A 16,490-nucleotide genomic window follows, 5' to 3' on the forward strand; every position below is an offset into this window, starting at 1 on the left:
GGTAAGCGCTAGCGCCACCGGGCAACAAAAAGGCGACCACTTAACTGGTCGCCTTTTTTATTTACAGCAGCTCTCTCGCCGCCGATACAATGTCATGTGCCGTCAGGCCATACTCTTTCTGCAGGAAATCCTGCGTTCCCACCTGGCCGTAACGCTCCTTGACCCCGACCCGCCGCATCGGCACCGGACAGGTTTCCACCAGCACTTCCGCTACCGCCGACCCCAGCCCGTTGTGAATGCTGTGGTTTTCACAGGTCACGATGCGCCCGGTTTTCTCGGCGTAGTTTTTCACCAGCATCCGGTCGATGGGCTTCAGGGTAAACATGTCGATGACCGCCGCGCTGACGCCCTCCTGCTCAAGCTGCCGCGCCGCCTCAAGGGCTTCTGCAACCATGATGCCGTTGGCAATCAGCGTAATATCGCTCCCCTCGCGCAGCACGTTACCTTTTCCAATGGTGAAGGTGGAGCCCGGCGCATACACGCTCGGCGCCTGCTTACGAATGGTCCGCACCCAGTAGAAGCCGTCGAGATCGATAAGCTGGCGCAGCACGTCCTCAAACATCACCGCGTCGGTCACCTCCAGCACCACCGAATGCGCCAGCCCGCGCACAATGCCCATATCCTCAAACGACATATGCGTTCCGCCGTTGTGGCAGGCCGTCACGCCCGCGTCTGAGGCAATCACCTTCACGTTGTTGCGCTGATAGTCCAGGGACATAAACAGCTGGTCAAAGCAGCGGCGGCTGGCAAAGGCGGTGAAGGTGTGAACGAACGGCTTGCGGCCGGTAAGCGACAGCCCGGCTGCCGTGCCGATGACGTTAGCTTCCATAATGCCGCAGTTAATCACGTGCTGCGGATAATCGCGCGCCACGCCGTCCATCGCCATCGAGCTCATCAGGTCGGCTTCAAGCGCAATGATGTCGCTTCCGGCCTCAATCTGCTTTGCCACGAAGCCCGCGTAAACTTTACGCATCTCAACGGCGTCTTTCTGTCCTGCCGGTGCAACCTTAATCATGTGAAGCCTCCAGTTGGCGAATCGTCTCGTTGAGGGCCGCTTTGCTCTCCGCGGTCAATCGCAGGTGGTGCGAGTTGCTGAGCTGTTCCAGGTACGGCACACCCTGCCCCTTAATGCTATCGAGGATGACGACTAGCGGACGCGCATCGGCAGCCGGGACCCGCGACGTCACCGCCAGCAGCGCCGGAATGTCGTCCCCCTTGACCGTCACCACGTCAAAGCCAAAGGCGCGGAATTTGCCCTCGAGGTCGAACGCGCAGATGATCTCATCCAGCTCGCCGTCGAGCTGCTGTTTGTTCCAGTCGACAAACACCGTCAGGTTGTTCAGGCGATGGTGGGCAATAAACTGGAACGCTTCCCAGCACTGACCTTCGTTCAGCTCGCCGTCGCCGACGATGCAGAAGACCCGATTCGGCCGCCCTGCCAGCCTGTGCGACAGCGCCATGCCGCCGGCGATGGAAATCCCCTGCCCCAGCGAACCGGTGGTAGCATCTACGCCGCGCGTTTTCAGGCGGTCCGGGTGGCTGGGCAGGCGCGTCCCGTTTTGGTTGAGCGTGCTCAGCTCTTCTGTCGGGAAGTAGCCCTTGATCGCCAGGGTGCTGTAAAGCGCCGGGCCCGCATGGCCTTTTGACAGCACAAAGTAGTCTCGCTCCGGCCAGTCCGGGTCCGCCGGGTCGATTTTCATCACCGCGCCGTACAGCACGGCCAGGGTTTCAACCACCGACATGCTACCGCCGTAGTGGCCAAATCCCAGCTGCGTCAGGGATTTCAGCGTCTCAAGACGGATCTGACGCGCGAGTTCGGTTATCTCTTTCTCATTCATGATTTGGCTCCGGTGTTTTCCTGCGCGTTACCGCCCGCAGGTTTGTTTTTCGCGAAGACGTTGTACGCCACCAGCAGCGCGAACAGCGCCACGACCAGCCCGGTGATGGCCAGCGGCGACAGGAAGCGCGCCAGGTTGCCGAGCACAATCCCAACCGCGCCGAAGTCGGCGTCAGAGAAGGTGGTGTTGGCAAAGCCAATGGCGCCCAGTACCGGCAGCAGCAGGACCGGCAGGAAGGTAATCAGCAGGCCGTTGGCAAAGGCGCCAATCATCGCCCCGCGACGTCCGCCGGTGGCGTTACCGAACACGCCCGCGGTTGCGCCAGTAAAGAAGTGCGGCACCACGCCCGGGAGGATCAGCACCCAGCTAAACTGACCGCAGATGAACAACCCCACAATCCCGCCGAGGAAGCTGAACAGGAAGCCAATCAGCACCGCGTTAGGTGCATAGGGATATACCACCGGGCAGTCCAGCGCTGGACGCGCGTTCGGCACCAGTTTTTCCGAGAAGCCGGTAAAGGCCGGGACGATTTCCGCCAGAATCAGGCGTACGCCCTGCAGGATGATGAACACACCTGCCGCAAAGGTTATCGCCATGATGATGGCGTAGACCAGGTAGTTCTGACCGGCGCTGAAGGTCGCCTCGACGTACTCACGCCCGGCGCTCACCGCCATGATCAGGTAGATAATCATCATGGTCAGGGAGATGGAGATTGAGCTGTCGCGCAGGAAGCTCAGGTTCTTCGGCAGGTTCATCTCTTCGGTTGAGCGGGAGCCTTTGCCAACCTTGCTGCCAATCCAACCGGACAGCACGTAGCCCAGCGTGCCGAAGTGGCCGAAGGCAATCTCATCGTTGCCGGTAATGCGCTTCATGTAGCGCTGCGCAATCGCCGGGAAGAAAGCCATGATCAGGCCGAGGATCAGCGACCCGGTAAAGACCAGCCCTACGCCGTCAAAGCCCGCCACCGTCAGGATCACGCCAATCATGCACGCCATATAAAACGTATGGTGTCCTGTCAGGAAGATATACTTCAGGCGGGTAAAGCGGGCGACGATAATATTCGCCACCATCCCGAAGGCCATAATCAGCGCGGTCGCTGCACCGTATTTTTCGAGCGCAATGGACACAATGGCTTCATTGTTTGGAATAATGCCCTGAATAGTAAAGGCGTGTTCAAACATGCCGCCTAACGGATTTAATGATCCCACCAGCACGGTGGCACCGCCGCCCAGTACAATAAAGCCCAGAATAGTTTTAATGGTCCCTTTCACCACATCTGAAAACGCTTTTTTTTGCGCAACCAGACCGATTAACGCAATTAAGCCCACCAGCACCGAAGGGACTTTTAAAATATCAACAACGAAATTCAGCGTTTCAAGGATAAACATATCCACCTCGCCTTATCAGGGTTATTGTCTTTCGAACCAGGCGCGCAGCTGCGCTTCAAGTTCGTTGATGTCGATGATGTTGTTGATCACCACCAGCTGGCTCTCCGGCACGCTGGCGCTGGCCGCAATGTCTTTTGCCATCACGAACAGATCGGCCGCGCCCGGCGTCGCCGAGGAGAGATCGGAGTGTTCAACCTCAGCCTCGATCTCCAGCTTTTTGAGCACCTTTTTAATATTCATTTCGACCATAAAGCTGCTGCCCAGGCCAGAACCGCAAATAGCCATGATTTTCATTGTTGTCCCCTTATTTTGAGTAGAGTACGCCCCATCACGCTGACGCGTAATGTAGTGAAAAACCGGATTACAGAATTAAATCAGAAGCGGTTAATAATTGTTTTAATTTCCTCCAGGGTATTCGCCTGATGCAGTTTCTCCATCTCCTCGTCGCTGGAAAATAATTCTGCGAGTGCGGATATCATTTCGATATGGCTATGTTTGTCCGGTGCCGCGAGCATGATAATCACATCGACAGGGTCAAACTCACCGGCACCAAACGAGACGCCCTGTTTTAGTTTTAATAACGACAACCCCAGTCCTTTGGCGCCTTCCTCCGGCCGCGCATGCGGCATCGCCAGCCCTGGTGCCAGCACATAATAAGGTCCTAACGCGTGGTGCTGCTTGATGATGGCCGTGACGTAGTCAGGCTCAATCACCTGCAAATCCAGCAGCGGCTTCGCGCACAGCTTCAGCGCCTGCGGCCAGTCTTCCACGCTCTCCTGCAGCGTGATGGTTGTATCATATATCCATTTTTTGAGCACTTTTCACTCCCGCCACACGTTTAAGATGAGCAAACTTTATTCAACGCATCGCGGATTGACTGCGATCGCGATCACAAAGATAGCGCTACCAATCGTTAACATGCAGAAATGTGATAGCGCTATCAAATTGCAATCACGTTGCTAAATCACAGCAAAAAAAGGGATTTAAGGCGTATACTGCCTGTCACGTGAAACGAAGGAAAAAAAGAACGCGTCTGGTCAGCAGGAAGGTGTATGTCTCTAACCCGAAAACGGCGCAGTACTGGTAAAGTGACACTCGCCGATGTCGCACAGCTTGCCGGTGTGGGCACGATGACCGTGTCCCGTGCGCTTCGCACGCCCGAACAGGTTTCCGATAAACTACGAGAAAAAATTGAAGCTGCCGTGCAGGAGCTGGGTTATATGCCTAATCTTGCCGCCAGTGCCCTTGCCTCGGCGTCGTCATGGACGATAGCCATGGTGGTGCCCAACCTCTCCGAAGCCGGCTGCTCGGAGATGTTCGCCGGGCTTCAGCAGGTCCTGCAGCCTGCCGGATATCAGATCATGCTGGCAGAATCCCAGCATCGTCTTGAGCAGGAGGAGAAGTTGCTGGAGACGCTGCTGGCGTCAAATATCGCCGCAGCGATTTTGCTCAGCGTTGAACATACCGACACCGTTCGCCACTGGCTGAAAAACGCCTCGATTCCGGTGATGGAGATGGGCGCCATGCGCGCCGATCCGATTGACATGAACATCGGGATTGATAACGTGGCGGCCATGTTTGAGCTCACGGAGATGGTCATTAAGCGCGGCTATCAAAACATTGGCCTGCTGTGCGCCAACCAGGAGCAGTGGATTTTCCAGCAGCATCTGCAGGGCTGGTATAAAGCCATGCTTCGCCACCATATGTCGCCTAACCGGGTCATTAACGCGGCGATGCCGCCGAGCTTCTCGACCGGCGCGGCGCAGCTGCCCGAATTCCTGCTGGCATGGCCTGAGCTGGATGCGCTGGTGTGCGTCTCTGACGAGCTGGCCTGCGGCGCGCTGTACGAGTGCCAGCGCAGGCGAATCAAAGTGCCGGACGATCTGGCAGTGGTAGGGTTTGGCGATAGCGACGTGAGCCGCGTCTGTCAGCCGCCGCTGACGACCATGGCGGTGCCGCATCGTAAGATTGGCATCGAAGCCGGGAAAGCGCTACTGGAGCGCCTGAATGGCGGAGACTGGCGCGATCAAAAGCCCATCGCGTCCAGCCTGTGTCTGAGAGAGAGCTGCTGACGCTTACTCAGCCTCTTCCTCTTTTTCTGATTTGGTCGATTCGTTTTTGGCGTTGCGGGTCATCCACAGCGCCAGCGCTTTTAACGAATCCGGCGTGAACTCGTCGCAGCGCGCGGTGATCTCTTCCGGCGTCATCCAGCTGACTTCACTCACTTCTTCTTCCTGCAGGGCGAACGGGCCGTGGGAGACGCAGCTAAACAGCCCGCCCCAGACGCGGCAGTTCTCGTCTTCGAAATAGAACTGACCGTGCTCGGCAAACGGCACGCCGGCGATGCCTAACTCCTCTTCCGCTTCACGACGCGCAGAATCCAGCAGCACTTCATCCGCCTGGACGACGCCGCCTGCAGTGGCATCCAGCATACCCGGGAGAAAATCTTTGGTGTCCGTGCGGCGCTGAACCAGAATTTTACCCATACCGTCATGCACAACGATATATGTCGCACGGTGACGCAGGCGCTCCGCACGCATTTGCTCGCGGCTGGCCTGCGCGATCACTTCATTCTCTTCGTTGACAATGTCAACCCACTCTGTACTTGCCAAATGACTCTGCTCCACCATCGGGAAACCTTCTTTTCTAAGCGCTCTTTCGGCGCGTTTGCAGTTGAGGTGTAACTTACGGATTAATCGCTACCTGCGCAATAACTTGCTGATCATTAAGTGCGATAACGCTCAGGGTATTTCCTTCCAGCATGCCGTAGCTTGCAGGATACCCGCCTTTTGGGATGCTGACCGAGCCCGGATTAAAGTGATAAATCTCACCGCGTTTTTCCGCAACCGGAATATGAGTATGACCGTAAACCAGGACATCGCCAGCCGCGAGGGCCGGGAGATTATCCGGGCTGAAAAGATGCCCGTGGGTCAGAAACAGACGGTGATGTTCGAGCAGCACCTGCTGCCACGGCGCGGTAATGGGAAAATGCAGCAGCATCTGGTCCACTTCGCTATCACAGTTGCCGCGAACGGCGATGATGCGCGAGGCATACGGGTTGAGTTTTTCCGCGACCTGCGCAGGGTCATAGCCTTCCGGCAGCGCGTTGCGTGGGCCGTGATTCAACACGTCACCCAGAATAATCAGCCACTTCGCACCACTTTGCTCAAACAGAGAAAGGACACGCTCGGTCGCGGGCAGCGATCCATGGATATCCGACGCAAACATCAGTTTCATCAGTCACTCCTCGGGAAAACAGACTGCCCCCATCATACCTGAAGCGTCAGGGCTTATCAGCCCGCGCGCTTGGCCGAGAGTGCCACATAGCGCTGCACGGAGGCACGCTGCCACTGGAACGCGGCATAATCCACCAGCAGCTGCGGCACCTCGTCACCGTTGAGGATCAGGCGGTTTAGCATCAACGCCAGATCGGCATCCGCAATGCACCACTCGCCGAACAGGTTTGGGTTGCCATGGGCGAGCAGTAAGGAGGCGGTTTCAATCAGCTTCTGCGCGCTTTCCTGGCCTTCTGCGCTGAGGGCGGGCTTTTTCACCCCGGCAAACACGACATCCGTGGAGCGTTCGACGCGAATCGGCACCAGATCGCTGCGCAGCCACGCCTGGATCTGCCGCGCCCGGGCGCGCTTTTGCAGATCGTGAGGATAGATACGCTCCCACTCCGGCGGGGCGAACCGATCTTCCAGATACTCATCGATCGCTGACGATTCGCTCAGGGCAAATCCATCAATCTCCAGCACCGGCACGCGACGGGTCAGGTCGTAACCCTGCCACTGCGGCTTGAGATGTTCACCGCCGTCGAGATCAACGGTCTTCAGGGTAAAAGCGAGTCCTTTTTCGGCCAGCGCAACGTAAACGCTCATGACATAGGGAGAAAAGAAGTTCGCATCGGACCACAACGTAATGACGGGCTGGTTCATAACATCCTCATAGGCTGATCGGTTTTTACTCAACATATAATCTCTTTGCCTCGCTGTCACTTGCTGAAAACTCACGATTTACAACAACCACCTATACTCATTTGTCATGGCACCACTATTCGCATGGACAGGAGTTGAGAATGATCGACCTTTATTATGCCCCTACCCCAAACGGCCATAAGATCACCCTCTTTCTTGAAGAAGCCGAGCTGGATTACAGAATCATTCGCGTGGATATCAGCAAAGGCGAGCAGTTCAGCCCTCTCTTTCTGGCTATCTCGCCGAATAATAAAATCCCGGCCATCATTGATAACCAGCCGGCGGACGGGGGCAGACCGTTGAGCCTGTTTGAATCCGGTGAAATTTTGCTCTACCTGGCGGAGAAAACCGGCAAGCTGCTGAGCGGCGAACTGCGCGAGCGCCACCATACGCTGCAATGGCTTTTCTGGCAGGCAAGCGGGCTGGGCCCCATGCTGGGACAAAATCATCATTTTACCGCTTACGCCCCGCAACCCATTCCTTACGCGATAGAACGCTATCAGGTTGAGACGCAGCGGCTCTATGACGTTCTGAACCGTCGGCTGGAGAAAACGCCGTGGCTCGGGGGCGATCATTACAGTATTGCCGACATCGCCTGCTGGCCGTGGGTGAATACGCATGAAAAACACCGAATTGACCTGGCCGCTTACCCAGCGGTGAACAACTGGTTTGAGCGCATCCGGACCCGCCCGGCGACCGAGCGAGCGATGCAAAAAATCCAGCAAATTTAACCCGGTATGAGGCTGGGTGCCTGTGAGGCTCTCATGTATTATGGGCAGGAAATACTGACACGGAGAAGACCTGCAATGTCACAGCCAGACGCCATTATTCGTATAAAAAATTTACGCCTGCGTACCTTCATCGGTATCAAAGAGGAAGAGATCGCCAACCGTCAGGATATTGTTATTAACGTGGTGATTCACTACCCCGCAGACAAAGCGCGCGCCAGCGAAGACATCAATGACGCGCTGAACTACCGCACAATCACCAAGAACATTATCCAGTTTGTGGAGAATAACCGTTTCTCTCTGCTGGAAAAATTAACTCAGGATGTGCTCGATATCGCACGCGAACATCACTGGGTCACTTATGCTGAAGTTGAGATCGATAAACTTCACGCCCTGCGTTACGCCGACTCCGTCTCTATGACGTTAAGCTGGAAACGCCAGGCGTAAACCTGGAGGTTGTATGAAGATTTTGCTGACCGGCGGTACTGGCCTGATTGGTCGTCACCTCATTGCGCGTCTGCAGGCCTTGCACCACGACATCACCGTGGTCTCGCGCAGCCCGGAAAAAGCGCGTCAGGTGCTGGGGGCAGGTGTTGATATCTGGAAAAATCTGGCCGAGCAGCAAAATCTGGACGGTTTCGACGCCGTTATTAACCTCGCGGGAGAACCCATCGCCGATAAGCGCTGGACGGAAGAGCAAAAACAGCTGTTATGCAGCAGCCGGTGGAACATTACCGAAAAACTGGTCGAGCTGATCCGCAACAGCCATACGCCGCCTTCCGTGCTGATTTCGGGTTCCGCAGTGGGCTATTACGGCGATCTTGGCGAGGTGGTGGTGACCGAGGAAGAGCCTCCCCATAACGAGTTCACCCATAAGCTCTGCGCCCAGTGGGAGCGTATCGCCTGCGCGGCGCAGAGCGATCGGACCCGCGTTTGCCTGCTGCGGACCGGTGTCGTCCTCGCGCCGAAAGGCGGCATTCTGGCGAAGATGCTCCCGCCATTCCGACTCGGCCTTGGCGGCCCGATCGGTAACGGCCGTCAGTATATGGCGTGGATCCATATCGACGATATGGTCAACGGGATTCTCTGGCTGCTGAATAACGATCTGCGCGGGCCGTTTAACATGGTTGCGCCGTATCCGGTGCGAAATGAACAGTTTGCCCACGCGCTGGGACATGCCCTGCACCGCCCGGCGATATTGCGTGTGCCTGCGACGGCGATTCGGCTGCTGATGGGTGAAGCGTCTGTTCTGGTACTGGGCGGACAGAGAGCGCTGCCAAAACGGCTGGAAGCGGCCGGGTTTGCGTTCCGCTGGTATGAATTAGAAGAGGCGCTGGGGGATGTGGTGCGGTGAATATGGTACAGTGACAGGCCATGTTCCGAAGAAATGGCGTAACAATGGCAACCATCACCACTCCCCGGCTTTACCTCACCCCTTTTGAACCCACTGACTGGGCCTTCTTCCGCTCGCTGCGTGAAGATCGCCGCATCATGCGCTATATGGCCGCCATCGCCCCGGAAAAAGAGACCCGACGCGTGTTTGCCGCGCGACTCGCTGCTGCTCATGTGTTTGTCATTCGCGCCCGGGATGATGATACGCCGCTGGGCGATATCGGCCTGCAAATCAGCGCTGAGAATCGTGAAGAGGCCGACATCGGCTATACGGTTGTGCCTGCCGCGCAGGGGAAAGGTATCGCCAGCGAAGCGCTGCGCGCGGTGTATGATTACGCCTTTAACCAGACCGGCGTGAAGGCGATTAATGCGTACGTACTGGCGGACAACGGCGGGTCGATACGGGTGCTGGAGAAAGCCGGGTTTGTGCGTATGCAGGTGCTGGAAAAGGCGTATGAGATTGACGGCGTGCGCTATGACGACTGGGTGTACCGGCTGGAGTGTAGTGCGGCCTGAATGCCGGGCGGCACTGCGTTTGCCCGGCCTACGGTTTTGTAGGCCCGGTAAGCGAAGCGCCACCGGGCGATTGGGCTGCACTGCGGTCTGATGCCCTCTTACTTCAGAGAGCCTTTAAGGAACTGCTGCAAACGCGGGCTTTGCGGGTTTGCCAGCACCTCGTCCGGGTGGCCCTGCTCTTCAATTTTCCCCTGATGCAGGAAAATCACGTGGTTCGAGACGTTACGGGCGAAGCCCATCTCGTGCGTCACGACCACCATCGTTTTGCCCTCTTCGGCCAGCTTCTGCATGATGCGCAGCACTTCGCCAACGAGTTCAGGGTCCAGCGCGGAGGTCGGTTCGTCGAACAGCAGCACCTCGGGCTCCATCGCCAGCGCGCGGGCGATAGAGACACGCTGCTGCTGACCGCCGGAGAGATGCACCGGGTATTTCATCTGCTGGCGTTCGTCAATGCCCACTTTCGCCAGGTATTTCACCGCGCGCTCGCGGGCTTCATGCTTGCTCAGGCCCAGCACCTGAACCGGTGCTTCCATCACGTTCTCCAGCACCGTCATGTGGCTCCAGAGGTTAAAGTGCTGGAATACCATCGTCAGGCGCGTACGCAGCAGGCGCAGCTGGTTCTTGTCTGCCACCTTCAGCTGACCGTCTTTGTCACGCACCAGGTTGATATTCTGCCCGCTCACCACAATTGAGCCTTCACTCGGCTTTTCGAGGAAGTTGATGCAGCGCAGGAAGGTACTTTTTCCCGAGCCAGATGAGCCGATGATACTGATCACGTCGCCCGCATTCGCCTGCAGCGACACCCCTTTCAGCACTTCATGTTCGCCGTAGCGTTTGTGCAAATCAATTACGTTTAATTTGTTCTCAGCCATCATCTTTCTCAGTGCGTCGAAGAAGGTTTTATATGCTGCAACCAGCGTTTTTCAGCCTTACGGAACAGGCTAATCAGAACATAAGAGATAATTAAATAGAGCACCGCCGCAATGCCAAACGCGGTAAACGGCTGATAGGTTGCGGAGTTAATATCGCGCGCGATTTTGAGCAGGTCCGGCACCGTCGCGGTAAAGGCGAGCGCAGTCGAGTGCAGCATCAAAATCACTTCGTTACTGTAGGCCGGTAACGCGATACGCAGGGCCGATGGCAGAATGATGCAGCGGTAGAGTTTCACCGACGAGAAGCCGTAGGCCCGGGCAGCTTCAATTTCACCGTAAGGAACAGAACGAATCGCCCCCGCAAAAATCTCCGTGGTGTAGGCGCAGGTGTTAAGCGTCAACGCCAGCACCGTACAGTTCAGACCGCTGCGGAAGAACGCATTCAGCATCTCAGTGCCTTTTACGATCTCAAGCGTATACATTCCCGAGTAGAACACCAGCAGCTGCACGTACAGCGGCGTACCGCGAAAGACGTAGGTGAACAGCCAGATCGGGAACTGGATTAATTTATTGTTCGAGACGCGGCCAATGGCGAGAAACACCGCCAGAATACCGCCCATTACCACGGAGGAGATCAGCAGCCAGAGCGTGATCGCCACGCCGGTAAAGCGGTAGCCATCTGTCCACAGCAGCGATTTCCAGTATTCCTGAATAATCTCAATCACAGGTCAGCCCTCTTCACACCCACGGAGTAGCGACGCTCCAGCAGAAGCAGCACACCATTGGAGACGGTCGTAAAGACCAGATAAATCACGCCACAGACCACCGCAAAATAGAACGGCTCCCAGGTGCTCTTACCCGCCAGCTGAGTCGCTTTCACGACGTCTTCCAGACCGAGCAGCGAGACCAGCGCTGTTGCTTTGAGGATAACCTGCCAGTTGTTCCCGATGCCCGGCAGCGCGTAGCGCATCATGGCCGGGAACATAATCCGACGAAACGTTTGTGATGAGGTAAAACCAAATGCGGTTGCCGCCTCAATGTGACCTTTCGGCACGGCCATGTAAGCACCGCGGAAGGTTTCAGTGAAGTAGGCGCCGTAGATAAAACCGAGGGTAATAATACCGGCCACCATCGGGTCGATATCAATTTGTCCCATGCCCATCGCGTCAGTTATGCCGTTAAGCGCAATCTGCAGACCGTAAAAGATCAGCAGCATCAGCACCAGATCGGGAACGCCGCGAATGAGCGTGGTGTAGCCTTCAAAGATTAGCGCCAGCGGTTTGTTAGCTGAAAGCTTCGCCCCTGCGCCTGCCAGACCTATCAGCACCGCCAGCACCACGGAGCTGATAGCCAGCTCAAGGGTGACAAGCGCGCCCTGTAAAATAACGCCAGAAAATCCGTACAGCATACCGCGAGCCCTGTCGTATCGTGAGTGGTGGAACCGTGTCTTTTCCCCTCCCGCCGTGGGAGGGGCCGCACGTTATATGACGGGGCGATTAGCCGCCGTAAACATTAAAATCAAAGTACTTTTTCGCCAGCTTGTCGTACGTGCCGTCTGCGCGCATTTCAGCGAACGCCTTGTTCAGCGCCTCACGCAGTTCGTTGTCTTCTTTGCGCAGGCCCATACCGGTGCCCACACCAAACAGCTTAACGTCCTTAATAGACGGGCCGCCAAACTTGTAATCTTTACCTACCGGCGTTTTCAGGAAGCCTTCGCTAGCCGCGACTTCATCCTGGAATGCGGCATCAATACGGCCTGCCGTCAGGTCAGCGTAGATATTTTCCTGGCCCTGATAGGAGACAATTTCAATCCCCTTCGGTGCCCAGTGCTCGTTGCCGTAGGTTTCCTGAGTGGTGCCCTGCAGCACGCCCACGCGTTTGCCCTTCAGCGATTCCAGCGTAGGCTGAATATCAGACGATTTCGCCACCACCAGACGTGAATCGGCCGCGTAGAGTTTGTCGGTGAAGGCAATCTCCTGCTGGCGTTTTTCAGTGATGGAGAGGGAGGACATGATTACGTCGATTTTTTTCGCTTTCAGGGACGGGATCAGCGCATCCAGCGGGTTCTCAACGTAGGTACACTGTGCTTTGATGCGTTTGCACAGCTCATTGGCCAGATCGATGTCAAAACCGACCAGTTCACCCTTTGAATTCTTCGATTCGAACGGCGCATAGGTAGGGTCGGTACCAATTCGAATTTTCTGCGGAATAGCTGCGAATGCCGCGGTGGCGCTGGAAAAGGCCAGTACCAGTGATAATGACAACACGAGTTTTTTCATATTTGTCCTCAACAAACTGTCTTCATACGGGATTTTTACGACGACGGGGTGGTGCTAATGTGCCATTAATCCCCTCAGTCAGGCAAAGATTAATGCCTTTCCAGCGGGAATTTTTGCATTATTAATGCGTAAGTATGCACACAGCGATCCAATACAGTGCATCAAATGCACCGTATTGGGTCAACCGCTCCCGTAACGCACCTTTCCGGTGCGTCACCGCCAGGTGTTATTCACCGTATACGTTGAAGTCGAAGTATTTCTTCGCCAGTTTGTCGTACGTACCGTCTTTACGCAGCTCTGCAAAGGCTTTGTCGAAGGCGGCTTTCAGCTCGGTATCATCCTTACGCAGGCCAATCCCGGTGCCATCGCCAAAGTACTTTTTATCTTTCACCGACGGGCCTGCAAACGCGTAGTCTTTACCCGCAGGCTGCTTCAGGAAGCCTTCGCTCGCGGCGACTTCATCCTGGAATGCCGCATCCAGACGGCCTGCCGCCAGGTCAGAGTAAATCAGATCCTGGTTCTGGTAAGCCACCACGTCTACGCCCTTCTCACGCCAGTTAGCATTGGCATAGCCTTCCTGCGTCGAGCCCTGAAGCACGCCGACATGCTTGCCCTTCAGCGAGTCGATGGTGGGCTTAATCGGGGAGCCTTTAGGCGCAATCAGGCGAGAATCCGCGGCGTAGAGCTTGTCAGAGAAGGCAATCTCCTGCTGGCGTTTTTCAGTGATGGAAAGAGAAGAGATAATGGCGTCGATTTTCTTGGCTTTCAGCGACGGGATTAACGCGTCAAAGTCGCTGCCCACCCATGTGCATTTCACCGCAATGCGTTTGCACATTTCATTACCCAGATCGATATCAAACCCCACGAAATCGCCTTTCGCATCCTTGGAAGAGAATGGCGCGTAGGTTGCGTCTGTACCGATACGAACCGTCTGTGGAAGCGCTGCGTAGCTACCTGCTGCCGCACTTAACCCCACCAGCAAAGACAGAGCCAGAACCGTCTTCTTCATACATTTACCCTCAAGTACCGTGATTTTATTATGTATTGTGTTGTGTGTTGTGTTGCAGGCTTCATCTTGCAGGTCTTATGCCACATTGCCGTCTGGTTAAAACTTCGACGTTAAATATGTTAATAAAACGTTGCGATACTGCCTTAATGGTGAAAGATAGCAGGTCTGCCGAACGAACCGGAGAGAGAAAAAGGGAAAAAACGAATTAAATGTCGAGGATATGATCGCCGTTGCATAATTGCCCTGAAACAGGGCAACGTGTCTTTTCATGCACCTGCTTTGTGCACAGATTCAGGCACCCTGCCAGCGGGTGAAGAGATCCTCGGGCAGGTCGATGTCGAACTGATCGAGTACGCGGTTAACGGTCTGGTTGATAATGTCGTCCAGCGTTTGCGGACGATGGTAGAACGCGGGCACCGGCGGCATGATGACAGCACCCAGCTCAGCAGCCTGCGTCATTAAGCGCAGATGGCCCAGGTGCAGCGGCGTTTCCCGCACGCACAGGACCAGAGGACGCCGCTCCTTCAGCACCACATCCGCCGCACGCGTCACCAGGGTGTCGGTATAGCTGTTCACAATGCCGGAGAGCGTTTTGATTGAACAGGGCAGGATCACCATGCCGGCGGTTTTAAACGAGCCTGAGGAGATGCTGGCGGCGATATCACGGGCATCGTGAACGACATCCGCAAGCGCCTGAACATCACGCAGGGAGAGATCGGTTTCCAGAGAGAGGGTCTGCCGCGCCGCCTGGCTCATCACCAGATGGGTTTCGACGTCCGCCACGTTACGCAGAACCTGTAGCAAACGTACGCCGTAAATCGCACCGCTGGCACCGCTGAGCCCAACTATGAGTCGTTTCATGATTTTCGCCCTTACTGATTTCAGGGCAGACTGTGCAGGATTTTGCGGGGAGTTGCAAGTGAGGGCATACGCCCTCACCTGCCGGAACATCAACCTTCGTTGTGCATCTCTAAGCTTTCGAGATCGTTTTGCAGCTGAACGGCTTTGGCATCGTCGTTGCGCAGCGAATCAAGATAGTCTAGGTACTGCTGGTCAACGTCTTTGGTCACGTAAATGCCGTTGAACACGGAGCATTCAAACTGCTGAATTTCCGGATTCTCGGCACGCACCGCGTCGATGAGATCGTTCAGATCCTGGAAAATCAGGCCGTCAGCGCCGATGATCTGGCGAATTTCATCCACTTCACGGCCATGAGCGATCAGCTCGTTGGCGGTTGGCATATCAATACCGTACACGTTCGGGAAGCGAATCTCCGGCGCAGCAGAGGCCAGGTAGACTTTCTTCGCACCCGCTTCGCGTGCCATCTCGATAATCTGCTCAGAGGTGGTACCGCGAACGATGGAGTCATCCACCAGCAGAACATTCTTGTCGCGGAATTCCGCGCGGTTAGCGTTCAGCTTGCGGCGCACGGACTTACGGCGCAGATGCTGCCCCGGCATGATAAAGGTGCGGCCAACGTAGCGGTTCTTCACGAATCCCTGACGGTATGGCTTATCCAGAATGCGGGCGATCTCCAGCGCGATATCGCAGGAGGTTTCCGGGATAGGAATCACCACGTCGATGTCGAGATCGTCCCACTCGCGGGCAATCTTCTCGCCAAGCTTGGTGCCCATGTTGACGCGCGCGCTGTAGACGGAAATCTTGTCGATGAAGGAGTCCGGACGGGCAAAGTAAACGTATTCAAACAGGCACGGGTTGCTGACCGGGTTGTCGGCACACTGGCGGGTAAACAGCTGGCCCTTCTCGGTGATATACACCGCTTCGCCCGGCGCAACGTCGCGCAGGAATTCGAAGCCCAGGGTATCCAGCGCCACGCTCTCCGAGGCAACCATATATTCGGTACGGCCATCGCCGAGGTCGCGCTTGCCGAGTACCAGCGGACGAATGCCGTTTGGATCGCGGAAGGCCACCATGCCGTGACCGATGATCATCGCCACGCAGGCGTACGCGCCGCGGATCTGACGGTTGGTCGCGGCAATCGCGGCAAAAATGTTGTCCGCTTCCAGCGGATAGTGACGGAAGTTATCCAGCTCGCTGGCGAACACGTTGAGCAGGATTTCAGAATCAGAGGTGGTGTTAATGTGGCGACGTTTCTCTTCGAACAGCTTTTTACGCAGCTCATGCGCGTTGGTCAGGTTGCCGTTATGGGCAAGGGTGATGCCATACGGTGAGTTGACGTAGAAAGGCTGTGCCTCAGAGGCGCTGGAACTGCCAGCGGTAGGATAACGAACGTGACCGATCCCCATATTACCTTGCAGACGCTGCATATGGCGGGCTTCAAACACATCGTTTACCAGGCCATTCGCCTTGCGTAAACGGAAGCAGTTGTTTGCATCAATGGTGATGATACCCGCAGCATCCTGCCCACGGTGCTGAAGCACCGTTAACGCGTCATAAATCGACTGGTTTACCGGCATGAAACCGGCGATACCGACAATACCGCACATTCGTCTTTTCCTCGTTAAGCCAC

General features: G+C 56.0%; 20 protein-coding genes. 5 read left to right on the forward strand and 15 right to left on the reverse strand.

The features are described 5' to 3' along the window. Nucleotides 1–61: 61 nt before the first annotated feature. From PI91_RS18555 to PI91_RS18575, 5 genes are all read right to left on the reverse strand, one after another. Nucleotides 62–1,015, reverse strand: coding sequence for a transketolase family protein (locus PI91_RS18555; protein ID WP_023294123.1), 954 nt, complete (start codon nt 1,013–1,015; stop codon nt 62–64). After that, entirely contained in the window at nt 1,008–1,838 is an 831-nt protein-coding gene (locus PI91_RS18560) for a transketolase (protein ID WP_039266785.1), read from the reverse strand. Before PI91_RS18560 ends, PI91_RS18555 begins: the two co-directional genes overlap by 8 nt. Next, on the reverse strand, nt 1,835–3,226 hold the full coding sequence (locus PI91_RS18565; RefSeq protein ID WP_039266786.1) for a PTS ascorbate transporter subunit IIC: 1,392 nt from the start codon (nt 3,224–3,226) through the stop codon (nt 1,835–1,837). Before PI91_RS18565 ends, PI91_RS18560 begins: the two co-directional genes overlap by 4 nt. A 21-nt stretch (nt 3,227–3,247) precedes the next feature. After that, entirely contained in the window at nt 3,248–3,520 is a 273-nt protein-coding gene (locus PI91_RS18570; RefSeq protein ID WP_003861447.1) for a PTS sugar transporter subunit IIB, read from the reverse strand. An 80-nt stretch (nt 3,521–3,600) separates the two neighbouring features. Continuing rightward, entirely contained in the window at nt 3,601–4,044 is a 444-nt protein-coding gene (locus PI91_RS18575; protein WP_008502882.1) for a PTS sugar transporter subunit IIA, read from the reverse strand. A gap of 234 nt (nt 4,045–4,278) precedes the next feature. Between PI91_RS18575 and PI91_RS18580 the strand changes: the two genes are divergently transcribed. Then, nucleotides 4,279–5,298, forward strand: coding sequence for a LacI family DNA-binding transcriptional regulator (locus PI91_RS18580; protein ID WP_021241565.1), 1,020 nt, complete (start codon nt 4,279–4,281; stop codon nt 5,296–5,298). Between the two features lie 3 nt (nt 5,299–5,301). Here the strand turns inward: PI91_RS18580 and yfcD are convergent, their stop codons facing one another. From yfcD to yfcF, 3 genes are read right to left on the reverse strand one after another with little or no spacing between them, the layout of a single operon-like run. Further along, nucleotides 5,302–5,856: an NUDIX hydrolase YfcD gene (gene yfcD / locus PI91_RS18585; protein WP_008502582.1), complete on the reverse strand. Its 555-nt coding sequence runs from the start codon at nt 5,854–5,856 to the stop codon at nt 5,302–5,304. 55 nt (nt 5,857–5,911) lie between these two features. Beyond that, on the reverse strand, nt 5,912–6,463 hold the full coding sequence (gene yfcE / locus PI91_RS18590) for a phosphodiesterase (protein ID WP_021241566.1): 552 nt from the start codon (nt 6,461–6,463) through the stop codon (nt 5,912–5,914). 56 nt (nt 6,464–6,519) lie between these two features. Next, a complete protein-coding gene (yfcF, locus tag PI91_RS18595; RefSeq protein WP_008502584.1) occupies nt 6,520–7,164 on the reverse strand; it encodes a glutathione transferase in 645 nt (214 codons plus the stop codon). A gap of 140 nt (nt 7,165–7,304) precedes the next feature. Here yfcF and yfcG point away from each other — a divergent pair, with 140 nt between their 5' ends. From yfcG to PI91_RS18615, 4 genes are all read left to right on the forward strand, one after another. Beyond that, nucleotides 7,305–7,934: a GSH-dependent disulfide bond oxidoreductase gene (gene yfcG, locus PI91_RS18600; RefSeq protein ID WP_008502585.1), complete on the forward strand. Its 630-nt coding sequence runs from the start codon at nt 7,305–7,307 to the stop codon at nt 7,932–7,934. Between the two features lie 75 nt (nt 7,935–8,009). Continuing rightward, a complete protein-coding gene (gene folX, locus PI91_RS18605; protein WP_008502586.1) occupies nt 8,010–8,378 on the forward strand; it encodes a dihydroneopterin triphosphate 2'-epimerase in 369 nt (122 codons plus the stop codon). A gap of 13 nt (nt 8,379–8,391) precedes the next feature. After that, nucleotides 8,392–9,285: a TIGR01777 family oxidoreductase gene (locus PI91_RS18610; RefSeq protein WP_039023982.1), complete on the forward strand. Its 894-nt coding sequence runs from the start codon at nt 8,392–8,394 to the stop codon at nt 9,283–9,285. A 44-nt stretch (nt 9,286–9,329) separates the two neighbouring features. Further along, on the forward strand, nt 9,330–9,839 hold the full coding sequence (locus PI91_RS18615; RefSeq protein ID WP_039266787.1) for a GNAT family N-acetyltransferase: 510 nt from the start codon (nt 9,330–9,332) through the stop codon (nt 9,837–9,839). Nucleotides 9,840–9,937: 98 nt separating this feature from the next. Here PI91_RS18615 and hisP read toward each other — a convergent pair whose 3' ends face one another. The 7 genes from hisP to purF all read right to left on the reverse strand — a co-directional run bounded on the left by hisP (nt 9,938) and on the right by purF (nt 16,467). Further along, on the reverse strand, nt 9,938–10,711 hold the full coding sequence (gene hisP / locus PI91_RS18620) for a histidine ABC transporter ATP-binding protein HisP (protein ID WP_014832781.1): 774 nt from the start codon (nt 10,709–10,711) through the stop codon (nt 9,938–9,940). A gap of 8 nt (nt 10,712–10,719) precedes the next feature. Then, nucleotides 10,720–11,436 (reverse strand): ABC transporter permease, encoded by a 717-nt coding sequence (locus PI91_RS18625; protein WP_032642002.1) that lies wholly within the window; start codon nt 11,434–11,436, stop codon nt 10,720–10,722. Next, nucleotides 11,433–12,119, reverse strand: a complete 687-nt coding sequence (locus PI91_RS18630; RefSeq protein ID WP_008502591.1) for a histidine ABC transporter permease HisQ — start codon at nt 12,117–12,119, stop codon at nt 11,433–11,435. The genes PI91_RS18625 and PI91_RS18630 overlap by 4 nt, the downstream gene beginning before the upstream one ends. A gap of 88 nt (nt 12,120–12,207) precedes the next feature. Beyond that, complete coding sequence (gene hisJ, locus PI91_RS18635) at nt 12,208–12,990, reverse strand: histidine ABC transporter substrate-binding protein HisJ (RefSeq protein ID WP_008502592.1); 783 nt, start codon at nt 12,988–12,990, stop codon at nt 12,208–12,210. 226 nt (nt 12,991–13,216) lie between these two features. Further along, on the reverse strand, nt 13,217–13,999 hold the full coding sequence (argT, locus tag PI91_RS18640) for a lysine/arginine/ornithine ABC transporter substrate-binding protein ArgT (protein WP_008502593.1): 783 nt from the start codon (nt 13,997–13,999) through the stop codon (nt 13,217–13,219). 291 nt (nt 14,000–14,290) lie between these two features. Next, nucleotides 14,291–14,860, reverse strand: a complete 570-nt coding sequence (locus PI91_RS18645) for a UbiX family flavin prenyltransferase (RefSeq protein WP_023344598.1) — start codon at nt 14,858–14,860, stop codon at nt 14,291–14,293. A gap of 89 nt (nt 14,861–14,949) precedes the next feature. Then, entirely contained in the window at nt 14,950–16,467 is a 1,518-nt protein-coding gene (gene purF, locus PI91_RS18650) for an amidophosphoribosyltransferase (protein WP_021241570.1), read from the reverse strand. Nucleotides 16,468–16,490: the final 23 nt, after the last annotated feature.

This window comes from Enterobacter sp. FB (assembly GCF_000805795.1).
Lineage (GTDB): Bacteria > Pseudomonadota > Gammaproteobacteria > Enterobacterales > Enterobacteriaceae > Enterobacter > Enterobacter roggenkampii.